The following is a 23,372-nucleotide window of genomic DNA, read 5'->3' as shown; positions in this document are numbered from 1 at the left end:
ATCCCTGGGACGCGGATTACTTGAAGAAGTGGCGCTTGACGATGTTGAGGAAGTCCGAGGAGAAGTTATCCATCTCGCCCCCTAAGACTTTGATCTTGTTAACGAACAAGTTGTAGGCGACGACGGCCGGAATGGCCGCGAAGAGGCCCATGGCGGTGACGATGAGAGCCTCGGCGATGGGTTGACCGACGACGTCGATGCCGGCGGCCCCGGAGGCGCTGATGTTGAGAAAGGCGACCATAATACCCCAGACCGTGCCGAAGAGGCCGATGAAGGGTGAGGTTGAGCCCACGGTGGCGAGGAAGGGGACGAGCTTCTCCAGCTCGGTCATCTCGGTGCGGGAGGCGCGGCGCAGAGAGCGCTCGACGTTCTCAATATCTCCGAGCTGCTGGCGCATCGACTCCGCGCCGGCGCCTTCGCTGCTGCCCTTGAGCTTGGAGAGCTCGATGTAGCCGGCCTTGAAGACGCGGCTCACCGGGGCGCGGGGGAACTCCTCGGAGGACTGGTAGATGGCGTCGAGGCGTTTGGACTGCCAGAAGACGTCCATGAAGTCCTGAGATTCGGACTGGGCGCGGCGGAAGTAGAGGGCCTTGTAGCCGATGATGTACCAGGAGATGACGCTGAGCACGGCCAACAAGATGAGGATGGCGGTGACGACGGCGTCGGCGTCCATCACGATCTCGATGACGCTGATGTGCGAGCCGGCGGCTTCGGCAAGAAGGGGCGACGACAGGAGGTTTGCGAGCATGCGGCGCTCCTCGCGAACAGATGGGGTTGCTGAAGTGGTGGGGCACCCGACGAAGTCGAGGACAACACGGTGCGGGTGCCAACTACAGGACATACCGGGGTATCACGAGCGCCGGAGCACTGGCAACGCGCTTGAAAGCGCGCTCAGCCCGGGGCTTTATTCCCCCAGCCAGAAGGCCAGGCCGGCGCCGGCGCTGACGCCGTCGCCGAAGGCGGCAAAGAAGCGCAGGTCGAGGCGGCGGGCGCTGCGGTAGAGGATATGAAAGACCGGGACGCCGATGCGGGAGTTGGAGGTGAGCATCCAGTCGCCCTGCCCTCGCTCCAGGGCCGCCAGGAAGCGGAGCTCGTCGGTGAGGTTGAGGCCGAGCTCCACTTTGAGGGGGACACCCCAGCCTCCCCAGCGCCAGCCCTCGGTGCCGGAGGCGCCGGCGCTGCCCGGGGCAAAACGAAAGGAGCGCAGGGCGAAGCCGGCCTCGGCGGTGAGCGTCATCTGGTCGAGGTGGGCGAAGAGCCTGCCGAGGTTGATGGTGCCTATCGCGCTGAGCGCGACGCGGGCGCGCTCGTAGGGGAGATCAAGGCGATACTGAACCAGGCCGCCCTGCAAGGCGACGCCCACGCTGGTCTGGGCGGCTGTGGCCACCCAGGGGCGCCAGACGCCGCGCAGCTTGTAGTCGGACATGCCCAACCCCAGCTCCTGGGCGACGCGCAGGTCGAGGTCATAGTGGCGACGGCGCCAGTAGGCCTGGGCGGCAGCGACGTGGCGCAGGCTCAAGTTCTCGGGGCGGATGTACTCGTAGCCCAGATGCAGGCCGAGGCCATGATCGCGACGCGTTGAGGAGGGCACGCCGAGCTCGTCATGAAAGGCGGTGCCGAGCACGTCGATGAGCCAGGAGCTGGAGAGCGTGGCGATGCCAAGGAAGAGAAGTTCATTGCTGAACTGGTCGATCTGGGCGTTGCCCGTGGGGCGAAGTTTGAGGACGGCGCCGCCGGCGATGGTGGTCAGGCCCACGAGCTCGGCGCCGGCCAGGAAGTAGGCGGTGGAGGGCTCTTTGAGGTGCCAGTGCCCCACCCCGTGGAGGATCACGCCAGCGCTTGCGGCCAGGAGGGTGGCGTGTGCGCGGCGGCGCTGCTCGACGGTGCTGACGAACTCAAAGCCCTGATCTTCGAGTTCGTCGCGGGTGCGCCCTTCCAGAGACTCCCCACGTTGCGCTTCGGGCGCGATCGCGTCGGCGGGGGCGGTTGAGGTGTCGGTGTCTTGCGCGGCGTCCGTGTCTTGCGCCCGATCTGGAGCGGGCTGGGCGTGCAGCGGAGCAGCAGGCACCGTGAGCGCCAGGAGCACGACGCCCAGCCCCACGATGAGGTTTGAGACGCGGGATGGCGCAAAGGTCACGGCGCGCTCCCGTCGGCGTCGGGAGCGGGGGCGGTGGAACGGTGCAAGGGGGTCATGATGCTGCGCTCATAGGCCGCCCACTCCCCCGACGCCACCTGGAGCATACGCAGCTCCCTCACCGGCTCGCCGCGATCATCAAAGCGGTAGCGTCCGGTGGCGCCGCCGGCCCACTCGTTGCCGTGGAGGGAGTTTGCGAGGGTCTCGGAGCGACCGACGCCGCGCTCGACCATCAGCTCGCGCAGGCGCTGGACGGAGTCGTAGGCGAAGGCCTCAAAGTAGTCGGCGCCGCGCTCGTAGACGGCTTCAAAACCGGCGCTGAACTGGCGGGTGTCGGCGTCGTCAAAGGTCGGGGAGTACCAGGCCGGGATGAGCGCGCCTTCGACGTAGCTTGCGGCCTGACGGGTGACGATGGGGTCTTGCCAGAGGCTGGTGCCCAGGTAGTGGACGTAGGTGCGCTGGGCTCGGGGTGAGGGGCGCTTGTCGGGGGCGTGGCCCCAGATGTTCTCCTGGGCCATGAATGCGCTGAGCTGAGCGATCTTGCTTCCGGAGTCCGGGATGAAGATGGCGTCGGGGGTGGCGCGGGCGACGGCCTTTGCGGTGTCGACGAAGTTGGAGCTGGAGCGATCGTAGGCGACCTCGGCGACGATCTGACCGCCGCGGGCGCGGAACTCCTGCGCGAAGGCCTGGGCCATCACGCGGCCGTAGCCCATGTCGGGGAAGACGACGGCGGCGCGGCGGTCGTGGAGCTGCTCAAAGGAGAGCGTGGCCATGGCGCGGGCTTCGGAGGTGGCGCTGAGGAAGTTGCGAAAGAGCAACGAGGTGCGGTCCTGAGCGGCGCCGTCGATGGCTTCGGGGGCGAGCGCGATCATGGGGATGGCGGCGTCGGCGGCAGGTTGACGAAGTTCAGCGGCGATGCGGCCGTCGAGGGGGCCGACGATGGCGAGCGCGCCCTGCTCTACCAGGCGTTGGAGGGCGGCGGCGGGGTCGGCGGCGCTGTCTTCGATGACGAGTGTGACGGCGGGCTCACCGGCGACGTGAAAGGACTGCTGGGCGATGAGCATGCCCGAGAGGGCGCGGTAGCCGACCGCGCGGTTGGGACCGCTTAATGGAAGGAGCGCGCCGACGACCAGGCGTCGCGCTTCGCTTAAGGAGGCGATGGTCATGGAGAGCTCGGCGGCGCGACTGGCGACCCCCATCTCCAGGAAGTACGGGGCGTTCTCGTTGAAGATCTCCAGGAGGGCTTCCTGCTCGCGCTCATCGATGCCCTGACGGGCTTCGCGGCGGACGTAGGCCCAGGTGGCCAGGGCACGAACGAAGGGGCGCTCGGCGTTGAGGAGCTCGGCGGCCTGGCGATCATTCAAGGTGTCGGCGGCGTCAAAGGCACGGGAGACGGCCATGACCTGAGCGGGGAGGAGCGATTGGCCGTCGCCGAAGGCCACGTCTTCATCAGCGCCGGCGTAGGTCTGAATCTGGGCGGCGCCGGCGTCGTCGAGGGAGGGTTCGTCGGTGCCGGCTTCGGCGTCGGAGGAGGTGTCCGCAGCCTCCAGGGGAGCATCAGCCCGGGGTTGAGGCTTGAGGGCCTCAAAGGTGCGCGCCCAGGCCTCGATCGCATCGGCGGGGCGCTGGGCCTGCTGGAGCCCCTCGGCGATCAGGGGCCAGACCCAGGGGCGGTCTTTTTCGAGGATGGCCGGGCTCATGGAGGGGCCCGGGTAGGCGCGTAAGGTCTCGGCGACCTGCGCCGGCTGGGCGTTGAGGGCCTGGCTCAATGCCAGGTAGGCGGCCGCGCCGAAGCGTACGCGCTCATCCACTGTGGCGGAGGAGGCCAGAGGTGCGAGGAGACGTTCGACCTCGGGAGCGAGCTGCTGCCACTGGCCCTCTTCCATCGCTTTGAAGCGCGCGTCGATGTCTCCGATGAGGGCGCGGGCGATGTAGAGTTCGGCCATCTGGGCGATGCGATCGTCGGCGTTTTCGGCCTGCAAGAGGCGAAGTCGCTCGGCGGCCTGGTCGTAGTCGCCGGCGTTGAGGAGGGCGACGGCGTCGTCGAACTCCGCCTGCACCTCGGGAGACTTCGCCACGATGGGCGGCTCCTGCTCCAGGGTCGTGCTGCTGCGGGTGGTCTTGCAGCCGAGTGGCGCGCTGAGGAGAAGCACGCTCAGCGCCAGAGTCAGGCCTCGGGTCGACTTTCGGAAAAGGTGCACCTTGATCATTACTTGCTCACCGTCATCATCGCTGATGCGGGCGATGGAGTCGCCGCGCTACGTCACCACCCGATGTACCACAGGGCGTCAAAAGCTCGAAATTCTTCCGGTGGTCGCCCGGCTATGCGAGGCTCCGTCTGACCATTGTTCAGGAGAAGAGATGAGCCACGGAATGCATCATATCGCCCTGGGGGCCCGTGAGGTTGAGGAGGTGGCGCGGTTCTATGCCGGGGCCTTCGGGCTGAGGGAGCTGACGCGCCATCATTATGCGGATGGGGCGCTGCGCTCGGTCTGGCTGGAGTTGAACCCGGGCGTGCTGATGGTGGAACACACGCGCGAGGAGCGGGCGCGGGTGGAGGGTGTGGGGGCCGGTCCCTTTTTGCTGGCGTTCGCGATCGCGGCGGAGGAGCGAGCCTTGATGCGCGGGCGTCTGGAGGCAATGGGGTGTCAGGTTGAAGACGAGAGCGCGTACACGCTCTATGCCCGCGACCCGGAGGGGAACCGGGTCGCGGTGAGCCATTACCCCCACCCTGCCCCCGGGGGTTGATGGGACGGTTCAGCGGATGCGGCCGCGGCGACGGCGCAGGCTGTTGATGTGGCGCGCGTGGCGGAAGGCGCTCTGCTCCTCGGTGAGGCCGGCTTCGGCCGGATCGCAGACGCCGAGGTTGAAGACCATGCATTTGGGCCCGCCGCCGCCCTTGCCGAAGAACTCCGAGACGTCGATCTCGATGACTTCAACGCCGAGCTTCTCGATGGCCTTCTGGGTCTTTTTACGGACGCCGGCCGGGACAAAGAGCAGACGTCGGTCTTCAACTTCGACGTAGAAGGAGTTTCCGAGGAAGGCTTTTGCGTCCTTCTCTTCGATCTCGACGAGGCGATCGCCCAGAGCCTCTTTGATGCGCTCGCGGGAGACGGGCTCGAGGGCGTCGAGGTAGACGAGGACGTGGTCGCCCAGGTCACAGATGGCGGTGTCGCCGTGGTAGTAGCGCTCGTCGGAGAGGGTGAGGGAGACGACGTCTTCGTTGAGCAGGCCGCTCTCCAGCCAGTCGCCGACCTCGGAGTCGGAGCGGAAGCCGTGGGTGAAGATCCAGGTCTGCTCATCGCCCTTGAGGACGGGGAAGGCGTCGGCCTCCCCTTCCCAGCGCCACTGCTCGGGGATGTCGCTGACCTGCAGGCCGAAGTTGGTGAAGAAGTCGGCGAAGCGCTCGGTCTCCCCCATGCGGTGCTCCACCATGAAGTGGGAGGGGAAGAAGGTCTTCTGGGGGGAGGGCTTCGTGTCGCGCAGCCCGTAGATGAAGCCGGCGTTGGCGGTGAAGACCATGCCGGTGAGCTCGGGGGTGGCGTCGATGACGTAGACGTCGAGGCCGCATTCGAGGAGCTGGTCGACGTAGGTGTTCCACTGCTCAAGGGCCAGGGTGGGATCGACCTCTTTGAGGGATTTGTCCTTGTTGCGCGTGTGGGGGTTCGCGCCGCCTTTGATCGCAAAATGGCGTGGGTGCGCCATCAATACCGCTGGTTTCATCAACTACCTCTGCCCGGTGCTGTGTGGTGGTCAGTGATGTTCAAACAATGCGCGCCCTTCTATCACATTCGCACGCTGCGCGCACCACGGACGCGGGTGGTGGCCTGGGAGCGTTTGAGCGCGCGCCAACGCGCGCTGAGGATGATGGCGTAGGTAACAGCTTTGAGGACCGAGGTCAGGCCGATGGTCCAGACCAGGGCGGCAAAGGGGCCGATGACCTCGGGGGCGTCGGCGGCGCCGAGGGTGACCCAGCGCACGCCGTCGATGAGGTTGTCGAGGCCAAAGAGCAGGCCCGCGGCCAGGGGGATGCGCAGGAGGTTGTAGCCACCGGAGACGGCCAGGGCCGTGCGGGACTGCCCTGCCCCGACCATGGCGCCGAACATCGACATCTCGAAGCCCACCGCCCACATCACCCAGCCGATGTAATAGACGTAGATCATGGCGTAGCGCAGGGTGTCGAGGTCGTCGGTGACCATGCGCGAGAGGGGTTCGGGGAAGAGGATGAAGATCAGGCCCACGAGCTGGCAGCAGAGGGCGCTGAGCCCAGCGCTGATCCAGGCGCCTCCCCAGGCGCGGTCCATTTTGCCGGCACCGACGTTCTGACCGACGATGGAGATGCTGGCGGTGAGGAAGCCGCTGCCAAAGGCAAAGCCGATCCACTCGATGCCGCGCAAGCCTGCGCCCAGGCCGCCCTGGGCAGCCGATCCGAGTTCGCCGGCCATACGGTTAAGCATCAGGTAGACGCCGCCGTAGATCAGGCCGGAGAGGGCCTCGAAGATGCCGATGGCGGCCATCTGGCGGGAGAGGTCGAGGTCGGGGCGCCAGGCGATGAGGCCGCGGACGCCGGCCATCGGGTCGAAGTCAAGGTCACCGCGCAGGATCATCCAGAGGCCCACGACGCCGGGGAGACCGCGGCTTAACGCGGTGGCGAGCGCAGCGCCTTCGATGCCCATGGCAGGAATGGGGCCCCAGCCGAGTACGAGGATGAAGTTGAGGACGATGTTGACCAGGAGGCTTCCGATCTCCAGGACCAGCGGGGTGCGGGTGTCGCCGCAGGCGCGGAAGACCCCGACGACGACGAGCATCAAGGCGAAGGTGGGTGTGGCCCAGTAGATGATGCGGAGGTAGTCGGCGACGTGCAGGCCGACCTCGGGGGTGACGTTGGCCAGGCTCACAAACCAGGGCATCACCAGGACGCCCGCCACTGCGATGATCAGCGAGAGGCCCATCGTGGTGGTGACGGCGCTGCGAAAGAGCTGCCCGATGCGCTCGGGCTTGCGCGCGCCGAAGGCCTGGGCGATGAGCGCGGTGGCCCCGACCGGGAAGACCTTGATGAAGGTGAAGTGGAGGATGAGCAGCGCGAAGCAGGCGGAGAGCGCGGCGGTGGCCGCAGCATCGCCCAACATGCCTACAAAGACAAAATCGTTGAAGGCGTAGAAGTTGGCGAGGATGGCCTGCAGGACGGCCGGCCAGGCCAGCTGGGCGGAGCGGCCAACGAGGCTTCCCTCGGTGGTGTCGACGGTGGAGGCGCGTGCCATCGGGGTACCTCAAAGCCCGTTGCGGGCTCGGCGAACGTCGACGGTGATGTGGGCCGTCGACGCCCGTTACAAAGGGGGAGGCGCACAGGAGCGCGCGAGGGAGGGGGTTGGGTCGGTAGCTGCGTGGAGCGGGTGCAGCGACGCGAAGGTGAGCACGGATCGGGCGCAGACGAGCCCGTTACCGGAGGGGTATGAGGGAGCGTTAGAAGAGCGCCGGCTCGGTGACGCAGCTTCCGGTCGGAAGGGGCGCGGCGGCGTGTTCGGCCAGGGCGCGGAGGTCGTTGTCGAGGAGGTGGCTGGGTTTGACGTTGCCCATGGCGGCCAGGATGCTGTGGCGGACATGGGGGATGGTCGTCTCCAGGTCGTCGAGGAGACGTTTGACAAACTTGCGCTTGCCCTCGATGGAGCCGCAGAGGTTGCAGGGGATGATGGGGAAACCACGCATCGCGGCGTAGGTGGCGATCTCGTCTTCGGCGGCGAGGATCAGGGGACGGATGACCTGGAAGCGGCCATCGTCGGTGGTGAATTGGGCGGGCATGCCCTGGGTGCGGCCGGAGTAAAAGAGGTTGAGGAGGAGGGTCTCGATGCTGTCGTCACGATGGTGCCCCAGAGCGATCTTGTTGCAGCCCAGCGCTTCGGCGCGACGGTAGATGATGCCGCGACGCATGCGGCTGCACAGCGAGCAAGGGGTGGCGTCGGGGGCGAGCTTCTCCTGGACGACGGCGTAGGTGTCTTCCTCGCAGATCTCAAAGGGGATGGGTTGCTCTTCCAGGTAGGCGCGGAGCACGCCTTCGGGGTAGCCGGGCTGCTTCTGGTCGAGGTGAAAGGCGGTGAGTTTGAGCTCGAAGGGGCTCACCCGTTGCAGCTCCAGGAGCATGTCGAGGAGGGTATACGAGTCTTTGCCTCCGGAGAGGCAGACCAGGATGTGGTCGCCGTCTTCGAAGATGCCAAAGTTCTTTGCCGCGGTCTTCACCTTTGCGAGAAGACGCTGACGACGTCGATCAAGCTCGGCCATACTCACCTCAGGGAGCCCGGAAATACTACCGCCGCCGTCTATACTCGTTGCGGCGGCTAGGCTCAACCCGCATTGTCTCAGGCGCGCAGGGTCAGCGAGAGGGGGGATGGTTGGGGACGGCGTGGGCCGGGCGGATGATCTGATGGGAAGGTTGCGAGCCTGACTTTTCGTCGGCCTGGAGGGTCTGGAGATGTGCATCCCAACTCTGAGCGTCGTTGCGGGCAATGACCTCCAGCGGGGTGAGGGGAAGCGAGGGTGGAAGGCGGGCGGCGGCGTCATTGAGCACGTAGTGGTGGGTGAGGATGATGGGAAGCGGCGGGCCGCCGCCGGTGGCGCGGGAGGCGGCGTCGTCCCAGGGGTTGCCGGGGGTAACGACTTCGGCGGGTGCGTCGCCCTGCCCTGCGGTCGTGAGCACGGGGCCAGCCGGCAGGCCGAGCTCGGCGAGGGTGCGGGCGGTCAGAGGTGTGCTCTGTTGATCATCGACGAGGTAGATGACGAGGTAGCCGCGGCGGGCGTAGTAGGCGGCGAGCTCCCGGGCGCCCGGGGTGAGCGAGGGTGCGGGCTGCGAGGTCGCCCCGGGAGGTGCGGAGGCGTCGGCGGTGGTGGTCGCCGGAGCCTCTTCGGCGGATGGGACGTCCTCGGGTGAGGTTTGCGGCGAGGGTGGAGCTGCGTCGGGGCTTGAGGTTGGGAGGTTGGGGGCGTCGGGCGCCGGGGGAGACGTTTGAAGGATCGCGGAGGCGGCGATGGCGACCGCGCGAACCTCGGGGGCGACCACCCAGATGTGCCCTGTGGCGAAGGTGCGATCGCCGGCGACCTGAACGGCGTAGGCGTAGCGGCCGCGGGTGGGTCGCGTGGCGAGGGGCCAGGCGAGGCGGCCGTCTTCGTCCGTGCGCACATGTCCGATCTGCTCCCAGCCACGTTCACAGCCGCCCCAGAAGATGCGTGCCCACTCGCCGCGGAGTGGCGCCTCACCGTAGGTCAGGCGGGCGTGTAACGTGATGGGTTGCCCGGTGGTGATGATCTGGTCGGGAGCCTGGTGGGTGGGCGGTTGGGTGGTGGCGAGGCGTTCGGAGGCGGCGCTGATCCAGGGTCCGGTGCGCGCAGGTTGAAAGTCTGTGGTCGGGCAGCGCTGAACGAAGCGCATGTCGGTGGAGGGGGGGCGAAGCTCTTCGACCAGAGGCATCAGGGGGCGTTGCGGGGGGCGCCAGTCGGTACGACTGGCGCAGCCCGTTGCGGCGACGATGGCGATTGTCAGTGCGATGATGGCGATGGCGCGAGGCGCCGGGCGTCGGTCCCCCGGGATGGTGTGCATGGCGTTTCCCCCCCCTGATTGTCGAATGCTCGTGGGATAAATGTAGGATCGCGGGAGAGATGGTCGATCGGGGGGGCGGTTGGGGCCTTGAAAGGAGGCGGGGGATGGCGCAAACTACGGGCGAAAAACATGCGTAAGGATCATTCCCCTGATTGGATAGGCGATGCGAGACCGGAGGTCTCGTCGAAGCTGGAGATATGAGATGAGTTTGACACTGCAAGCGCTGGAAGATGCGGGGTTTCCGACGGAGAACTGGCCGGAGGATCTGCCGACACCGGGGGAGTCGAATATCTATTCGAAGGAGTTGGAGGGGAAGAAGGCGTTGTACCGCTACCAGGTCAACGTTGAGGGTGCGACGTATGCGATGGAGGTGCTGCTGGATCTTTCGACAGCGCCGGACCCGGCCGAAGGCGTAGGGTTTATGTTGAACCAGTTTGCGTTTTTGTGGCGACAGGATCGGTCGCAGGTCGCGGTGCAGCCCAACGGTGCGTGCCGACGGATCAACTTCTGAGTGGCTGCTCGATGCGGCGCCAGGCGTAAGGAGAGCGAACGATGACGACCCGTGTGATGTTCTTTTGTCTGGGTAATATCTGTCGTTCGCCGCTGGCTGAGGCGTTGTTTCGGTACCATGTGGAGGCGCGGGGGTTGGGGGATCGCTTTGAGATCGCGTCCTCGGGGACGAGTGGCTATCACGTGGGGGAGCCGCCCGATCCGGGGAGTGTGAAGGTGGCGAAAGAGCGGCTGGGGCTGGATATCTCGGGGCAACGGGCCCAGAGGCTGGTCGGTGCCCATGTTCAAGCGTACGACTGGCTGGTGGCGATGGATGGCGCCAACCTGCGAGACGCCAGGCGACTGGAGGGTGGGGAGCGCCAGAAGCTGGTGCTGCTGCGGGATTACGAGCCGAGCGAGGCACAACGCGGAGGGGATGTTCCCGACCCGTGGGGCGGAGGCCCGGAGCATTTTGAGCAGGTCTTCGAGATGGTGGAGCGGTGCACCGCCGGGCTGCTCGATGCGTTGATGGCCGACAGAACCTGAGAGAGCGAGGAGAGGCTATGAGAGGCTGGCCAGAGGTGTGCCGGGTGGTGGGCCTGAGTCTGCTTGCGGGGGTGGGGTTGATGGGGTGTGAGCGCTCCCCTGCCCCGTCGCTTGAGGGTGGGCAGGAACAGGCGGATGTGACGATGGGGACCATTGAGCCGGAAGCGGACCCGGAGGCGGCGGCGCGCGCGGGGGAGCGGGACCGGATGGTGCAGTCGCAGGTGGTGGCGCGAGGAGTGAAGGATCGCACGGTGGTCGAGGCGATGCGCGAGGTGCCGCGCCACGAGTTTGTGCCGGCGCCAGTGCGTCCGCGGGCGTATCAGGATGCGCCCCTGCCGCTGGGAGGAGGACGCACCGTGTTGCAGCCCTACCTTGCCGCGCTGGTGCTGGAGCTGCTGGAGGTGAGCCCGGATGATCGCGTTTTGGAGGTGTCTCCCGGCAGTGGGTATACGGCAGCGGTGCTGGAGGCGATGGGGGCGGACGTGACCGTGATGGAGGGGAATTGTGAGATGGCCGGGTTGATGAGCGATGACCTGGTGCGTGCCGGGTATCGGGGGGTGGAGGTGCACTGTGGCAATGGGCTTGAGGGGTGGCCGGAGCCCGACGTGGGTTTTGAGGGCGTTGCCGTACACGAAGCCCTCACCGAGGTGCCCGAAGCCCTCATTGCGCAGCTCTCGCCGGGGGGACGCATGGTGGTGGCGCTGGGTGAAGGTGGGGAGCAGGCGCTGACGGTGGTGATGAAGGGGGAGGATGGGATCGTGACGCAACGGGATGTGGAGCTGGTGCAGTTCTGGCGTTCGGGGGAGGCGGAGTAGGCTGAGCTTCGCGCCGAGGTCAAAAAAAGGGCCGCCCGAAGGGGCGGCCTTTTTTGTGAGGTTGAGGGAGGTGGGGCTTATGCGCCGAGGGCGTCGAGGGCTTGCTGGCTGGGGGCGTGCGACGCGTCGACGCGGAGGGCGCGCTTGTACATGTCGCGGGCGCCGCGCTCGTCGCCGGTGGCCTGTCGGATGGCACCGAGGTGGTAGTAGACGTCGACCTTGTCGGCGTTGTCTTTGATGTTCATCTGATGGAGCAGGAGGATCTGGAAGATCTTGAGTGCGTGCTCCATGTCTTCGCTGTGGAAGGCGAGCTTGCCGAGGCTGAGGAGGTTGGGGACGTAGGTGGCGTCGATCTTGTGGGCGGCCTCATAGGACTCTCGGGCGCTGGTGAGATCGCCGGCCTGTTCGGCGAGCTTGCCCTGGAGGTGATAGAAGCGCACGACGTCTTTCATCTGGCGGGCGTCGAGAAGTGACTCGATGACAGCGTTGAGGATGGGGGTCGCCCGGTCGAGGAGGCCCTGCTCGATGTAAGCGTCGAGGAGAGGCTCAACGATGGCGAGGTCATCGTCGGTGATGGCGCGGGCCTTCTCCAGGGCGTCGGTGCGCAGCGAGGTGCCGGGGAGGTGAAGTCGGGCGAGCTCTCCCATTTGCAGATAGAGCTGGACCTTTTCGTCGGCGGCGTCGGTACGTTGGGCGCGGTGGTCGAGAAGGTTGTAGACGCCGAGGTGGTCGTCTGTGCGCTTGTAAAGGGCATCGAGACGGCTGAGCACGACCTCGTCATCGGGGTAGGACTCCAGGATGGCGAGGTGGGTCTCGGCGGCGGCCTGGGGTGCGTCGGCGTCCTGCTCCAGGGTGCGGGCTCGCTCCAGCATCAGGTCGTAGCGCTGCTGCTCGTCGGCGTGCTCCATGCGGCGGTCGAGGACGGCGATGACGTTGTCCCAGGCGTGTTGAGAGCGGTAGATGGCCTCCAGGCGGTTGAGGGCGTCGGGGTGATGGGGGTCGGCCTCAAGGACGGTGCCGGCGAAGCCGGCGGCTTCGTCAAGTTGAGAGAGTTCCTCGTGACAGATCTGGGCCATGACGAGGAGGTGGTGGATCTGGGCGTCCTGGTCGGGGGCGCGGTCGAAGTGGAGCCGGTGCAGGGCGAGGAGGTCGTCCCAGCGGGCTTCGTTTCGGTAGAGATCGCCAAGGGCGGCGATGATGTCGGGGTGATCGTCGCGCAGGGCGAAGGCGGCCTGGTAGTCCTCGATGGCGGCGTTGGGGTCGCGGTCGACCTCGTAGCGCAGGCGCGCGCGTCGGAGGAGGAGGCGGACGATCTCGTCTTCGTTGCTGGCGAGCTCGAGCTGGCGGTCGAGTAGATCGCGCAGAGCCTGGTGGTCACCGAGGCCGTGGTAGACGTCTTCGAGAGCGCGCAGGATCTGGAGGTCGTCGGGGGCGAGCTCGCGGGCGCGGGTGTAGGCGTCGAGAGCGCGCCCGTGTTGTTCGAGGCGATCGGAGGTGACGGCGCCGAGCTGCGTGAGGAGTTCGAGCTGATGTTCGGGCTCGGTGCGGTGGTTGAGGAGCCGATCCAGGGTGTTGGCGAGCTCCTCGTAGCGTTCGGTGATCTCGAAGAGGCCGCAGAGGGTTTCGAGGACTTCGGGATCTTCGCCCTGGAGGTCGGTCAGGCCAACAAGGGCGTCGATGGCGCCGGGGTGATCCTGGAGGCCGAGGCGCACGCGTCCGAGTTCGGCGTAGAGGTCGGCCTGTTCGGAGGCGTCGTGGGAGGACTGGAGTCTGGCGGCAAGCACAGCTTCCAGGCTCTGGTCGTCGCCCTGCTGGCGAGCGATGCGCTCGAGGTTTTCAAGGGCCTGCGGGTGGGTGGGTTCCGCAGCGAGGACGACACGGTAGAGAGAGGCGGCCTGCTGGTCGTCGCCGAGGATGCGGGAGGCCCAGTCGGCGGCGCGCTCGGCGAGTTCGAGCTGACGGATGGGGTCGTTTAGGTTCTCGACGATGTCTTCGTAGAGGGCCACGAGCGCCTCGTAGAGGTCGCGTTGCTCGGCGATGGCTTCGATCTTCTCCTGGACGTCGACGTCGTGGGGATCTTCGCGGAGCGCCCTGCCCCAGTGGGCGTATGCAGCTTCGACGTCACCGAGCTCTTCGTACTCCAGGGTGGCGACTTCGCGCAGGAGGTCTGCCCGCTCAGCGGCGCTCTCGACGGTCTCGAGCTTCAGCAGGTAGAGGCGGCTGAGTTTGAGCCAGTCCTGAGCCTCGCGGTAGGTGGGTTCGAGAAGTTGCAGGATTTCCGGACGTAGTTCATCGAGATCGCTGAGGCGCTCCAGACCCTCGACGGCGCCAGCGTGGGTGGGGTCGTCGAGGAGGACGCGGCGGTAGAGATCGAAGGCCTCATGAGGCTCTTCGATGGCGAGTTCGAGGAGGTAGGCGAGCTGGTAGTGGGTCTGAAGGAGCTCGTCGCCGTCGACCACGGTCTGTTTGGCGCGGAGGATTTCGACGAGGTTGGGCCAGTCTTCGAGGGCCTGGTAGATCTGGTCGAGCCAGCGCAGGGCGTCGAGGTCGTACTCATCCATCTCGAGGACGGCCTGGAAGTGCTTGATGGCCTCGTCGGCCTCGCCCATGCCCTGGGCGTAGCCCTGGCCGACGGCGAGGTGCATGGAGCGCCGGACCTCGAGGTCTTCGACGCCGAGCTCGAGGGCTTCTTCGTAGAGGGCGACGAGGTCGTCCTGGAAGCCGAGGTGGTCGGCGAGGAGTTGGAGCTGCTCGCGGAGGAAGTCGACCTGGGGGACGTCGCGCAGCGCTCGCCCCAGGGTGGCGAAGGCTTTCACGGGGAGGTCAAAGGCGTCGATCTGGAGTTGAGCGAGATCGATATAGAGGCCCGCGCGTTGCTCGGGGATCTCGTTGAGTTCGATCATGCGCTCGTAGAGGGCTTCGAGCTCATCCCACTCTTGCCCGGTGCGGTAGGCCTCCTGGAGGGCCTGACCGGCGGGGACAAGGGCTTCGGGGTGGGTCATCAGGCGGAAGAGCGCGCCGCGGACCAGGTAGTTCTGGGGGTCACGCTCAAGGGCGCTGGCGTAGCGGTCGAGGGCCTGAAGAGGATCGTTGAGGTGCTCAGCGAGGACATCGCCCTGTCGGACTTCGAGGGAGGTGATGTCGCTGAGGGCCTCGGGGTCAAGGAGTTCCTGCCGGGCGTGGAGCGCGTCGAGGAGTTCGGGCCAGCGCTGGTTGGCGTTGTAGAGATCGATGAGGGCGTCGAGGGCGTCGGTGTCCTCGGGGTTGATGGCTAAGGCGTCGATGAAGCTGGCGATGGCGTCATCGGGGCGCTGGAGGTGGTCCCGGCGGAGTTGCCCGAGGCGATGGAAGGCGCGTGAGCGCAGGGCGTCGCCGTCGACGATGCTGAGTTTGTCGATGAGGAGCGCTTCGAGGCCCTGCCAGTCTTCGAGGGATTCGAGGAGACGCTCCATGACGAGGAGGTAAGAGAGCTCGGAGGGGTCGTCCTGGCGGAGCTCTTCGTAGAGGCGGAGGGCCTGGTCGGGCTGGTGAAGGGTCTCGTCGTAGATGCGGGCGATGCGCACGCGCAGGCTCTTGCCCTCTTCGGGGTCGTAGGTCTCCGCGAGGCGACGTTCCAGGATCTGGACGAGGGGCTCCCATTTGGAGAGTTCGCCGTAGAGTTGCTGGAGTTTGCTGAGGGTGTCCTCGGTATCGGGAGCGATCTCGACGCTTTGCTGGTAGGCGGCGATGGCGCTCTCTTTGTCATCGAGGGGGCCTTCGTAGACGCGAGCGATGGCGGCGAGGATGCGGCCCTGGCGGGCGACGTCGTCGGAGTCTTCGAGGGCGGCGAGGTAGATGGGGATGACGCGCTGCCAGGCGTCGAGATCGGTGGCGAGGACTTCGACGAGCTCTTCGATCTCGGCGTTGGAGGGGTCAAGGCAGTAGGCGCGCGCCAGGGTGATGAGGGCCTGGGAGCGTTCGACGACGTCTTCGCTGACGCGGAGCATGAGCTGAGCGCGCTCGACGAGGACCTGGACTTTGAGTGCGACGTCGTCGAGGAGGCGGACCTTCTCTTCGAGGAGATCGTCGATGCGTTGCCAGGCCAGAGACTCGTCGTAGGTGTTGAGGAGGAGGTCGATGACGCTTAAGCGCATGGGCTCCCAGGGGCCGCTGCGGCGCTCGAGGTCGTGGCGCAGGCCTTCCAGGGCGCGGATGGTGGGGCCATGGGAGGGCTCATCATTGAGGATGGTTCGGTAGGTCTCGATGGCCTCTTCGACGGCGTCGAGGTGAGCCTCCTGGAGGCGGGCGAGCTTGAAGCGGTTGTCGAGGACGACGTCGGGGTCGAGGGCGTCGCCGATGCGCCAGCGGTAGATCTCGGCCAGGTCGAACCAGCGCTCGACTTGAGCGAGGAGTCGCTCCAGCGAGGCCCGGTAGGAGGCGGAGGTTGGGTCGACGTCGAGGAGTTGGTTGTAGGTGTCGATGGCGGCTTCGACATCGCCGAGGACTTCTTCGAAGAGGACCGCGAGTTTTTCGAGCCAGGGCGCGGCGTGTTCGGGCTGCTGCTCGGCGAGGAGGCGGTAGTGGTCTGCGAGCGCGTGCCAGTCGCGCTCGCGTTCCAGGAGACGCTCGCGAAGATCGATGGCGCGCTCCAGGTCCGGGGCGAGGCCCATGGCGAGGTTGACGGCGTCGGAGGCACGCGAGGCGTCGAGGAGGCGGTCGGCGAAGATCTCGGCCTGCTCCACCCGCAGGTGCGCGCGGAGCGCGTCGTCGATCTCGTAGCTCTCGCGCAGGACGGTGTCGTAGCACTCGGCCAGGGTGAGCCAGCCCTGCTCGGGGTCGGTGACCCGGGCGGCGAGGATGGCGAGGGCGTCGCGGGCGGGTTGGTCGGCGGGGTCGAGGGCGAAGATGCGGCCGTGGATCTGCCAGGCCCAGGCCGGATCGTTGAGTTCATGGTCGACGATCTGGGCGAGCTCGCGCAGCCAGGCGAGGCGCTCTGCCGGGAGTTCGCTGGCGGCGGCGCGGGCATCGAGGACGCGAGCCAGGCGGGGGCGGTCTTTGCGCTGGCGGTAGAGGGGTTCGAGGTGCTGAGCGGCCAACGCGCTGTGTTCGGGGTCCTCGTCGAAGACAGCTTCGAGGGAGGCGATGGCGTGGGGGTGCTCGGCGTCGATGTCGAGGGCGCGGCCGTAGAGTTCGATGGCGCGGGGGACTTCGTGGAGGGGGCCACGGCAGAGGTCCGCCAGGGCCAGTTCGGCCTGCAGCACTTCGGAGGGGAGGCTGCTGGAGGCGGCGATGTCGGTGTAGAGGTCGGCGAGCTCTTCCCATCGCTCCTGTTGGGTGAGGAGACGGACGAGGTTGTCGAGCGCGAGCTGGCCGCGGGGCTCGAGGGCGCGGACGCGTCGCCATGTTTCGACGGCGGAGAAGGTGTCGTTGAGACGGGTCTCCTGCAGCTCGGCGATCTTTCGAAGGAAGGTGAGCGCGTCGGAGGGTTTGGTGTCGAGGAGCGCCAGGTGGCGCGCCTCGAAGATCTCAATGAGGTCGTGCCAGCGCTCCTGGTGGTCGAGGAGAGACATGAGGCTGGCGAGGGCTTCGGCATGGGAGGGTTCCATGGCGAGGACTTCGCGCAGGTGGTGTTCGGACTCGGCCTCATCGCCCAGTGCGTCGCCGAAGATCATGGCGAGCTTGAGGTGGAGGTCGAGGATCATGCGGGGTTCGAGGGCACGCTCCAGGACGGTGCGGAGGTGTTCGGTGAGGGTGTCCCAGGCCTGGAGGCGGCTTCCCAGTGAGATGAGGGCGTCGCCGTAGCCCTCGCGCTGAGGCTCCAGAGCCCAGGCCTGAGCAAAACAGGTCATGGCGAGCTCGCCGCGGTCCTCGAAGCGGTCTCGGGCGATGACACCGCGGTCGAAGAGGACGGTGGCCTTCTCGGTGGGGTCGAGGAGTTGGGCCGCGAGGCGATCCAGGAGATCGAGGTGGCGAGACCATGTGTTGTTACGGCGGTAGATCTCGCGCAGATCGGGCGCGACGTCTTCGATCCAGGCTTCGTCTTGAGCGAAGGCCTCGAGGCGTGCGAGGGCGTCGGGCTGGTCTTCGACCCTGGCGAGGATGGCGCGGAAGACCTGGAGCGCTTCGGCGGTGTCGAAGAGTTCGTCGGCTAAGGCGGTGCCGAGTTGAAGTTCGAGTTCGAGGCGAAGCTCGGGGTCGCGGGCGGCGGGGCTGTCGAGGCGCTGGCGGGCGACGTCGACCCAGTCTGCCCAGCGGGCTTCGTCGCGGAGAATACGGTCGAGTTGGGCGAGCGCGTGAAGGTGACCGGGGGTTTCGGCGACGATACGGCGGTAGGTCGCGATGGTCTCTTCGAGATCGTGGAGCTGGTGTTCGTAGACTTCGGCGAGTCTGGCGAGGACGCCCATGCGAGCGGCGCCCTCCTCGACGAGTTCAGCCTTGCGCTGAAGGAGCTCGGCGAGTTCGAAGTGCTGGTCTTGCGCGGCGTAGAGGCGCTCAAGGGCTTCGACGACCTGGAGATCGGTTGGGTCGGCCTCAAGGATAAGGCGGTTGGTGTCGATGGCATCGGGCGCGTTGTCCAGGACCTGCTCCTGGAGAATGGCCACGCGGCGCAGGAGCTTGAGGCGCTGCTCGGAGGTGGCGACTTCGGACTGGCGCAGGAGGATGAGGCTGAGGTTTTCGGTGTCGCCGGTCGCCTCAAAGAGGCGCTCGAGGGCCTCCATGGCGGGGATGTCGTTGGGGTCGAGCTCCAGGGCCTGCTCAAAGGCGGCGATCGCGCGGGTGGGATCGTTGAGCTTCTGGGTGGCGAGCTGACCGACGCGTTTCCAGATGGCGCCGGCGGCGAAGGCGTCGGCGCGGGTGGCGGCCTGCTCAAGGGTGGAGGCGGCCTCATCGAGGGCGTCTACAGCGTTGGCGAGTTCGATGAGGCGTTTGCGGCGGTCCTCATCGTCGGGCTGGATGAGGACGGCGCGGGCGATGGCGTCGAAGGCCTGACGGGGTCGGCTGAGCTTTTTGTGGCGAAGGGTGACGAGCTCATCGAGGATCTCGAGCTGCTCAAAGGGGTCTTCGCAGAGCTCGAGACGGATGGCGAGGACGTGGTCGAGGCGGTCGTACTCACTGCGCAGGCGATAGATGGGCTCGAGGGTGCGGGCCAGGTCGAGGCGAAGCTCGGGCCAGGAGGCCTCGGAGGCCAGGCGGTCGTCGAGATCGGCGACGAAGGCCAGGACCGCGTCGTCACCGGGGTCGTCTTCGAGGAGATCGATGCTGATGGCGACGGCGCCGGGGAGGTCGTCGAGTTGCTCAAAGCGCAGGCTGGCGAGGCGTCGCAGGAAGGCGCGGCGGCGCTGGGGCTGGAGGGTCTGGTCGGCCTGTTCGGCGAGTAAGGCGTCGAGATCGTGCCAGGCCTGCTGATCGCGGAGGAGGCGCTCGAGGGCGTCGACGGCGTCGGCGTGATCGGGCTCGATGGCGAGGATTTCGCGGTAGAGCTCGATGGCGTCGACGGGCTGATGGAGGGCATCGTCGAGGAGGCTGGCGGCCTCGGTCAGGAGGTTGACGCGGTCTTCGTCGAGGTCGACGAGGAGCGCGCGTTTGCGGAGGATGTCGACGAGATCGGCGGTGCGCTCGTCTTTACGGTAGAGGCGTTCCAGCGCTTCGACGGTGGGGAGGTCCATCGGGTCGTAGGCGTGGAGGCGCTCCCAGGCTTCGAGGGCTCGCGGGCGGTCTTTGAGCTGGTGCTCTCGGATGGCAGCCAGGTGACGGAGCAGGTCAAAGCGCGTGGGGGACTCATGACCGAGGAGAGGGCTCTCGGCGGTGAACATCTCTTCGATGAGGGCCCATCGGTTGAGACGAGCTCCGAGTTGTTCGACGCGGAGCCAGATATCGTCGCGTTCGGGGTCGATGTTGAACTGGCGGCAGGCGTGGGCGAAGGCTGCTTCGGTGTCTTTGAGTTCGTCGGCGTAGAGGGGGATGAGTTCGTCGAGGATCTCCTGCTCTTCGAAGGGATCATCGCAGACTCGCAGTCTCGCCTCGAGGGCTTCGGCGAGGGGCTCGTGGGCGTTGAGGTCGCGAAGGATGGGCTCGAGGAGTAAGGCGGCGTCGCGCGCGAAGTCGTCGCGATCGAGGAATTGACGGGCGGCAGTGAGGGCGCCGTCGTGTTCGGGGTTCTCCCCTAAGACCTCGGCGTAGGCTCGGAGCGCGCCGTGGGGGTCATCGAGGTGGTCGCGCATGAGGTCGCCGAGTTCCATGCGGGCGCGCCAGACGGCTTCAGGGCCCTCGTAGGCCGCCAGGGGGATCTCGCGCATGAGGAACTCGGCGACGTCGTGGTGACGCTCGTCGAGGCGGTGGAGTTCTTTGACGCCGCGGAGCGCCCCGAGGTGGTCCGGGTCGCGGTCGAGGATCTCCATGTAGGTCTGGCGGGCGGCGTCTTTCTGGTCGAGGTGAGCGCGCTGGACGTCGGCGATCTTGGAGAGCTGATCGACAAGATCGGCGTCTGCGGCGCCCTGCTCTGCCAGGAGCTGGATCTGAGCGCGGAGGGTGTCGACGCGATCCTCGTGGCGGCCGGCGCGGTCGTAGAGGGGATCGAGGGCAGCGAGAATTTCCAGCGACTCGGGCATGCGGGGGCGCAGCAGCTCAAAGATCGCAATCGGCCGCTCGGTCTGCTGGAGGTCTTGCGCCAGGAGCGTGGCGGCGCGGGAGAAGAGGTCGTTCTGTGTGGCTTCGTCGTCGATGGCCTCGGCGCAGTCGATCCAGGCGTCCGCGAGGGTCTGCTGCAAGGCAGCAGCGCGGGCGTAGACCAGGGAGACGTCGAGGATTTCGGGGTCCGCCGGGAAGCGCTCAAAACACTTGAGGGCCCAGGCCAGGGCCTGGTCAGGTTGAGCGCGACGGTGCTCGAGGTCGGCGATGGCGAGCATGGACTCGACGCGGGGGCCGTCTTCGTCGCGTCGTTCCAGGAGGAACTGATGGGCCTCAATGGCGCGATCGAAGTGATCGTTTTCGACGTAGGTCGGGAGGAGACGCTCGTAGAGCGCGGCCTGGGCGTCCTCGTCAGGAGCGCGCAGGAGGAGGTCTTCCAGGGCCGCGATGAGGCGGGCGTCGTCCTGGAGGTGCTGTTGCGCGAGGCGGACCTGGCGTTCACGCAGGTCGATGACGGCGGCGTCATCGCGGCCGTCGGCGAGGAGGTCGAGGCGCTCGTAGAGATCTTCGGGTCGCCGGGCGTCGAGGTAGAGGTCTTCGAGGGCGTCGAGCCGGGAGGTATTGCCGAAGATCTCGCTGAGGCTGTCGAAGGCCTCGTGATGGTCGGCGTGGTCGCTGAGGATGGCCTGCCAGGCGCGGGCGGCTTCGTCGAGATCGTTGAGGCGTTGATGGAAGAGGCGCGCGGCTTCTTCCCGGGTGCTCAGAGCCCTATCGGGGTCAAAGGAGGAGGCTCGGGACTCAAGGAGGGTGGCGAGGGAGCGCCAATCTTCGAGGCGGCGGTAGGCGCGTTGGAGCTCGTCGAGGCGCTCTTCGGAGGGGTGGGATTCGGTGAGGGCTTCGAGGACACGCGCTTCACGCTCGGGGTCGCGAAGTTTCTCGCGGGCCATCTCCAGAAGTTCGGTCAGACGGGTCTCACGATCGTCGCCGAGTTCAAGGACGGCCTCTTTGACCTCGAGATCGAAGAGGGAGCGGAAGTCCCGACGTTGCTCGTAGATCTGGCGGAGGCGGTCGCGGACGTCGGCCTCTTCGGGGGCGATCGCGATGACGCGTTCCAGGTAGGGGATGGCCTGGGTGACGTTGTTGAGTCGCTCCTGCCAGATGTCGGCGACTTCGAGGAGGAGGCCTACGGCGCGGCCGATGTCGCCCTGCTCTGCGGCGCGCTCGGCGGCATCGGAGAGCAGGCTTGCGAGGTCATTGAAGCGACGGTTCTTCTCGTAGAGATCGCGGAGTTGATCGAAGGCCGAGGGATGGAGGGGATCGAGCTCCAGGATCTGGGCCATGATCGTGATGAGCATGGAGTCGAGGTTGAGGCGAACGCGGTAGATGTCGGCCATTTCCTCGAGGAGCGCGATGCGCTCAGTGGTGTTTTCGGGATCGTTCTCCTCGAGCTGGCGGACTTCATCTTTGATGAGGTCGACGAGGGCGTTCCATTTACCGTGGTCTTCGTAGAGGTGTCGGAGGCGACGACGTGCTTCGGGATCGGCGGGGTATTCGCGGAGGAAGTTTTTCCAGACGTCTATGGCCTTCTCAGCGCTGCCGAGTTCGGTCTCGGCGATGTCGGAGAGGCGTTCGGCGACGAGCCAGTAGTCCTCGCGGTCTTCGAGTTGGGTGAGACGGCCGGCGAGCAGGGAGAAGAGCTTTCGCCAGTCTCCGGCGTCTTCGTAGTAGGCTTCGTAGAAGGCGAAGACGTCGGGGTGGGCGTCGTCGAGGAGCTTGAGGCGTTTGAAGTAGTACTCGGCGCGCTCGTCGTCGTTGAGTTCCAGCCAGTAGAGTCTGGCCAGCTCGGTCATGACTTCCCACTCACCGTCGCGCTTGCGCAGGTAGCGCACGGAGTGTTCAAGGGTTTCGGCGAGTTGGCCGATGTTGCCCTGTTCGCGGAGTTCGGCGCGGATTGCGGCGAGGGCGGAGAGGTTGGCCGGGTCATCCTGGAGGGCCTGGCGGGCCGCATCGAGGTCGCCGTCGAAGGGGGCGACGGCGTCGAAGAAGGCGTTGACGCTGCGCTTCTGAGGTGCGGGGGAATCTTCGGAGGCAGAGCCAGGCTGAGTCATAGCGTCGGCGTCGTTGGAGGTAGGAGCAGAGGCGTCGGGTCGGGCGTTAAGTTCGTCCACGATGAGGTGCGCGTCGTCGTTCTCAGGGTCGGCGTCGAGGGCCTTCCGGGCAAACTGGAGCGCACGCGCGGCATCACCGGCAAGCCGGTCGTACTCAAGCTGGGCGGCTTCCAACCAGGCCTGCGCGGCGTCGGTGCCCTCCCCTTCCGCCAGCAGTTCGGTGGCGAGTTCGTCGGCTTCGGCGATGGCGTCGGCCATTGTGACGCCGCGCTGGTAGAGGGCGGTGAGCTGTTCGACGAGAGGGTCGGGATGCTCGGTTTGCGCCAGCGTGTCGAGCGCGGCGGGGAGATCGCCCTGGTGCTCAGCCTGGATCTGCGCGATGGCGAGAAGGAGGCGTGCGCGCTCGGCGGGATCGGCGGCGACGCGTGCCTCGATCTGATGGGTGGTGAGGAGGTTGTCCCACTCTCTATGGCGAAGGTAGACGGCGGAGGCGCGCTGAAGCGGGAGGGCGTCTTCGGGGTGGGCCTTGAAAGCGGCCTGGTAGGCTTCCATCGCGCGGGCGCGCTGGTCGAGGTCTTCGAGGTAGAGGTCGCCTAAGGCCAAAAGAGCGCGGGCCTTTTCAGGTCCAGGCTGAAGGGATTCGGCGAGTGTGTGGAGGCTCTGCGCGAGGCTCTGGTAGTCGGGTTTGAGGGTGCTGATGCTGGCTTGTTCTCGGGCCGCGGAGAGGGCTTCTTGCCAGTGTCCGTGTTCCCAGCAGAGGCTCTGGAGGGCGCGGAAGATGTCGGGGTTACCGGGGTCGGTGGCCAACTGGTCCTGGAGCGCGCGGAGCTGATCGGTCATCGATCTTACCTGTCTGTAGAGCGGGAGTGCCTGCCGCGAGAATGTCGTCGGTGAGGCTGATGGCGAGCGCGGTATCCTACACTGATCGGGGGGTGAAGCCGTCTGGCAAATGTAGCAATCAAAGCGGGAGGGCGGCAAGGCGGTCTGTGTGATGAAAGGGGTGCGGTTACAAGACGTAGCGAACAGGTGAGTTGGAGGTGGGGTGTGGGCCCGTGTCAGGAGGCAGGCGGAGCGCCGGGGGTGGG

Annotated in this window: 12 protein-coding genes; 4 read left to right on the top strand and 8 right to left on the bottom strand. The window is 66.6% G+C overall.

Annotated elements, in window-relative coordinates:
- Positions 1 to 16 precede the first annotated feature (16 nt).
- From tolQ to FRC96_RS20815, 3 genes are all read right to left on the bottom strand, one after another.
- On the bottom strand, positions 17 to 748 hold the full coding sequence (gene tolQ, locus FRC96_RS20825) for a protein TolQ (RefSeq protein ID WP_146977482.1): 732 nt from the start codon (positions 746 to 748) through the stop codon (positions 17 to 19).
- A gap of 156 nt (positions 749 to 904) precedes the next feature.
- Entirely contained in the window at positions 905 to 2,137 is a 1,233-nt protein-coding gene (locus FRC96_RS20820) for a hypothetical protein (RefSeq protein WP_146977481.1), read from the bottom strand.
- Entirely contained in the window at positions 2,134 to 4,344 is a 2,211-nt protein-coding gene (locus FRC96_RS20815) for a penicillin-binding protein activator (RefSeq protein ID WP_230470537.1), read from the bottom strand. Before FRC96_RS20815 ends, FRC96_RS20820 begins: the two co-directional genes overlap by 4 nt.
- Positions 4,345 to 4,495: 151 nt before the next feature.
- Between FRC96_RS20815 and FRC96_RS22520 the strand changes: the two genes are divergently transcribed.
- Positions 4,496 to 4,882, top strand: coding sequence for a VOC family protein (locus tag FRC96_RS22520; RefSeq protein WP_230470536.1), 387 nt, complete (start codon positions 4,496 to 4,498; stop codon positions 4,880 to 4,882).
- Positions 4,883 to 4,891: 9 nt separating this feature from the next.
- Here FRC96_RS22520 and FRC96_RS20805 read toward each other — a convergent pair whose 3' ends face one another.
- The 4 genes from FRC96_RS20805 to FRC96_RS22515 form a co-directional block, all read right to left on the bottom strand.
- Entirely contained in the window at positions 4,892 to 5,839 is a 948-nt protein-coding gene (locus FRC96_RS20805; protein WP_230470535.1) for a dimethylarginine dimethylaminohydrolase family protein, read from the bottom strand.
- A gap of 80 nt (positions 5,840 to 5,919) precedes the next feature.
- Positions 5,920 to 7,395 (bottom strand): MATE family efflux transporter, encoded by a 1,476-nt coding sequence (locus FRC96_RS20800; protein WP_146977477.1) that lies wholly within the window; start codon positions 7,393 to 7,395, stop codon positions 5,920 to 5,922.
- A gap of 202 nt (positions 7,396 to 7,597) precedes the next feature.
- Positions 7,598 to 8,410 (bottom strand): tRNA 2-thiocytidine(32) synthetase TtcA, encoded by an 813-nt coding sequence (ttcA, locus tag FRC96_RS20795; protein ID WP_230470534.1) that lies wholly within the window; start codon positions 8,408 to 8,410, stop codon positions 7,598 to 7,600.
- Positions 8,411 to 8,501: 91 nt separating this feature from the next.
- Positions 8,502 to 9,722 carry a hypothetical protein gene (locus tag FRC96_RS22515; RefSeq protein WP_230470533.1) on the bottom strand — a complete coding sequence of 407 codons (1,221 nt, stop codon included), beginning with the start codon at positions 9,720 to 9,722 and terminating at the stop codon, positions 8,502 to 8,504.
- Positions 9,723 to 9,924: 202 nt separating this feature from the next.
- Here FRC96_RS22515 and FRC96_RS20790 point away from each other — a divergent pair, with 202 nt between their 5' ends.
- From FRC96_RS20790 to FRC96_RS20780, 3 genes are read left to right on the top strand one after another with little or no spacing between them, the layout of a single operon-like run.
- Entirely contained in the window at positions 9,925 to 10,233 is a 309-nt protein-coding gene (locus tag FRC96_RS20790) for a hypothetical protein (RefSeq protein ID WP_146977475.1), read from the top strand.
- Between the two features lie 41 nt (positions 10,234 to 10,274).
- Positions 10,275 to 10,757 (top strand): low molecular weight protein-tyrosine-phosphatase, encoded by a 483-nt coding sequence (locus tag FRC96_RS20785; protein ID WP_146977474.1) that lies wholly within the window; start codon positions 10,275 to 10,277, stop codon positions 10,755 to 10,757.
- A 17-nt stretch (positions 10,758 to 10,774) separates the two neighbouring features.
- Positions 10,775 to 11,572: a protein-L-isoaspartate O-methyltransferase family protein gene (locus tag FRC96_RS20780; protein WP_146977473.1), complete on the top strand. Its 798-nt coding sequence runs from the start codon at positions 10,775 to 10,777 to the stop codon at positions 11,570 to 11,572.
- Positions 11,573 to 11,649: 77 nt separating this feature from the next.
- Here the strand turns inward: FRC96_RS20780 and FRC96_RS20775 are convergent, their stop codons facing one another.
- A complete protein-coding gene (locus FRC96_RS20775) occupies positions 11,650 to 23,127 on the bottom strand; it encodes a tetratricopeptide repeat protein (protein WP_146977472.1) in 11,478 nt (3,825 codons plus the stop codon).
- Between the last annotated feature and the right edge of the window lie 245 nt (positions 23,128 to 23,372).

Source organism: Lujinxingia vulgaris, assembly GCF_007997005.1.
Classification (GTDB): domain Bacteria; phylum Myxococcota_A; class Bradymonadia; order Bradymonadales; family Bradymonadaceae; genus Lujinxingia.
This window is presented reverse-complemented; position numbering and strand designations above follow the sequence as displayed.

Bases quoted from the DNA above. Each gene is read 5' to 3' on its own strand.
- FRC96_RS20775 (WP_146977472.1), bottom strand. From the start codon at position 23,127: ATGACCGATCAGCTCCGCGCGCTCCAGGACCAGTTGGCCACCGACCCC.
- FRC96_RS22520 (WP_230470536.1), top strand. From the start codon at position 4,496: ATGAGCCACGGAATGCATCATATCGCCCTGGGGGCCCGTGAGGTTGAG.
- FRC96_RS22515 (WP_230470533.1), bottom strand. From the start codon at position 9,722: ATGCACACCATCCCGGGGGACCGACGCCCGGCGCCTCGCGCCATCGCC.
- ttcA (WP_230470534.1), bottom strand. From the start codon at position 8,410: ATGGCCGAGCTTGATCGACGTCGTCAGCGTCTTCTCGCAAAGGTGAAG.
- FRC96_RS20815 (WP_230470537.1), bottom strand. From the start codon at position 4,344: ATGATCAAGGTGCACCTTTTCCGAAAGTCGACCCGAGGCCTGACTCTG.
- tolQ (WP_146977482.1), bottom strand. From the start codon at position 748: ATGCTCGCAAACCTCCTGTCGTCGCCCCTTCTTGCCGAAGCCGCCGGC.
- FRC96_RS20805 (WP_230470535.1), bottom strand. From the start codon at position 5,839: ATGGCGCACCCACGCCATTTTGCGATCAAAGGCGGCGCGAACCCCCAC.
- FRC96_RS20800 (WP_146977477.1), bottom strand. From the start codon at position 7,395: ATGGCACGCGCCTCCACCGTCGACACCACCGAGGGAAGCCTCGTTGGC.
- FRC96_RS20785 (WP_146977474.1), top strand. From the start codon at position 10,275: ATGACGACCCGTGTGATGTTCTTTTGTCTGGGTAATATCTGTCGTTCG.
- FRC96_RS20780 (WP_146977473.1), top strand. From the start codon at position 10,775: ATGAGAGGCTGGCCAGAGGTGTGCCGGGTGGTGGGCCTGAGTCTGCTT.
- FRC96_RS20790 (WP_146977475.1), top strand. From the start codon at position 9,925: ATGAGTTTGACACTGCAAGCGCTGGAAGATGCGGGGTTTCCGACGGAG.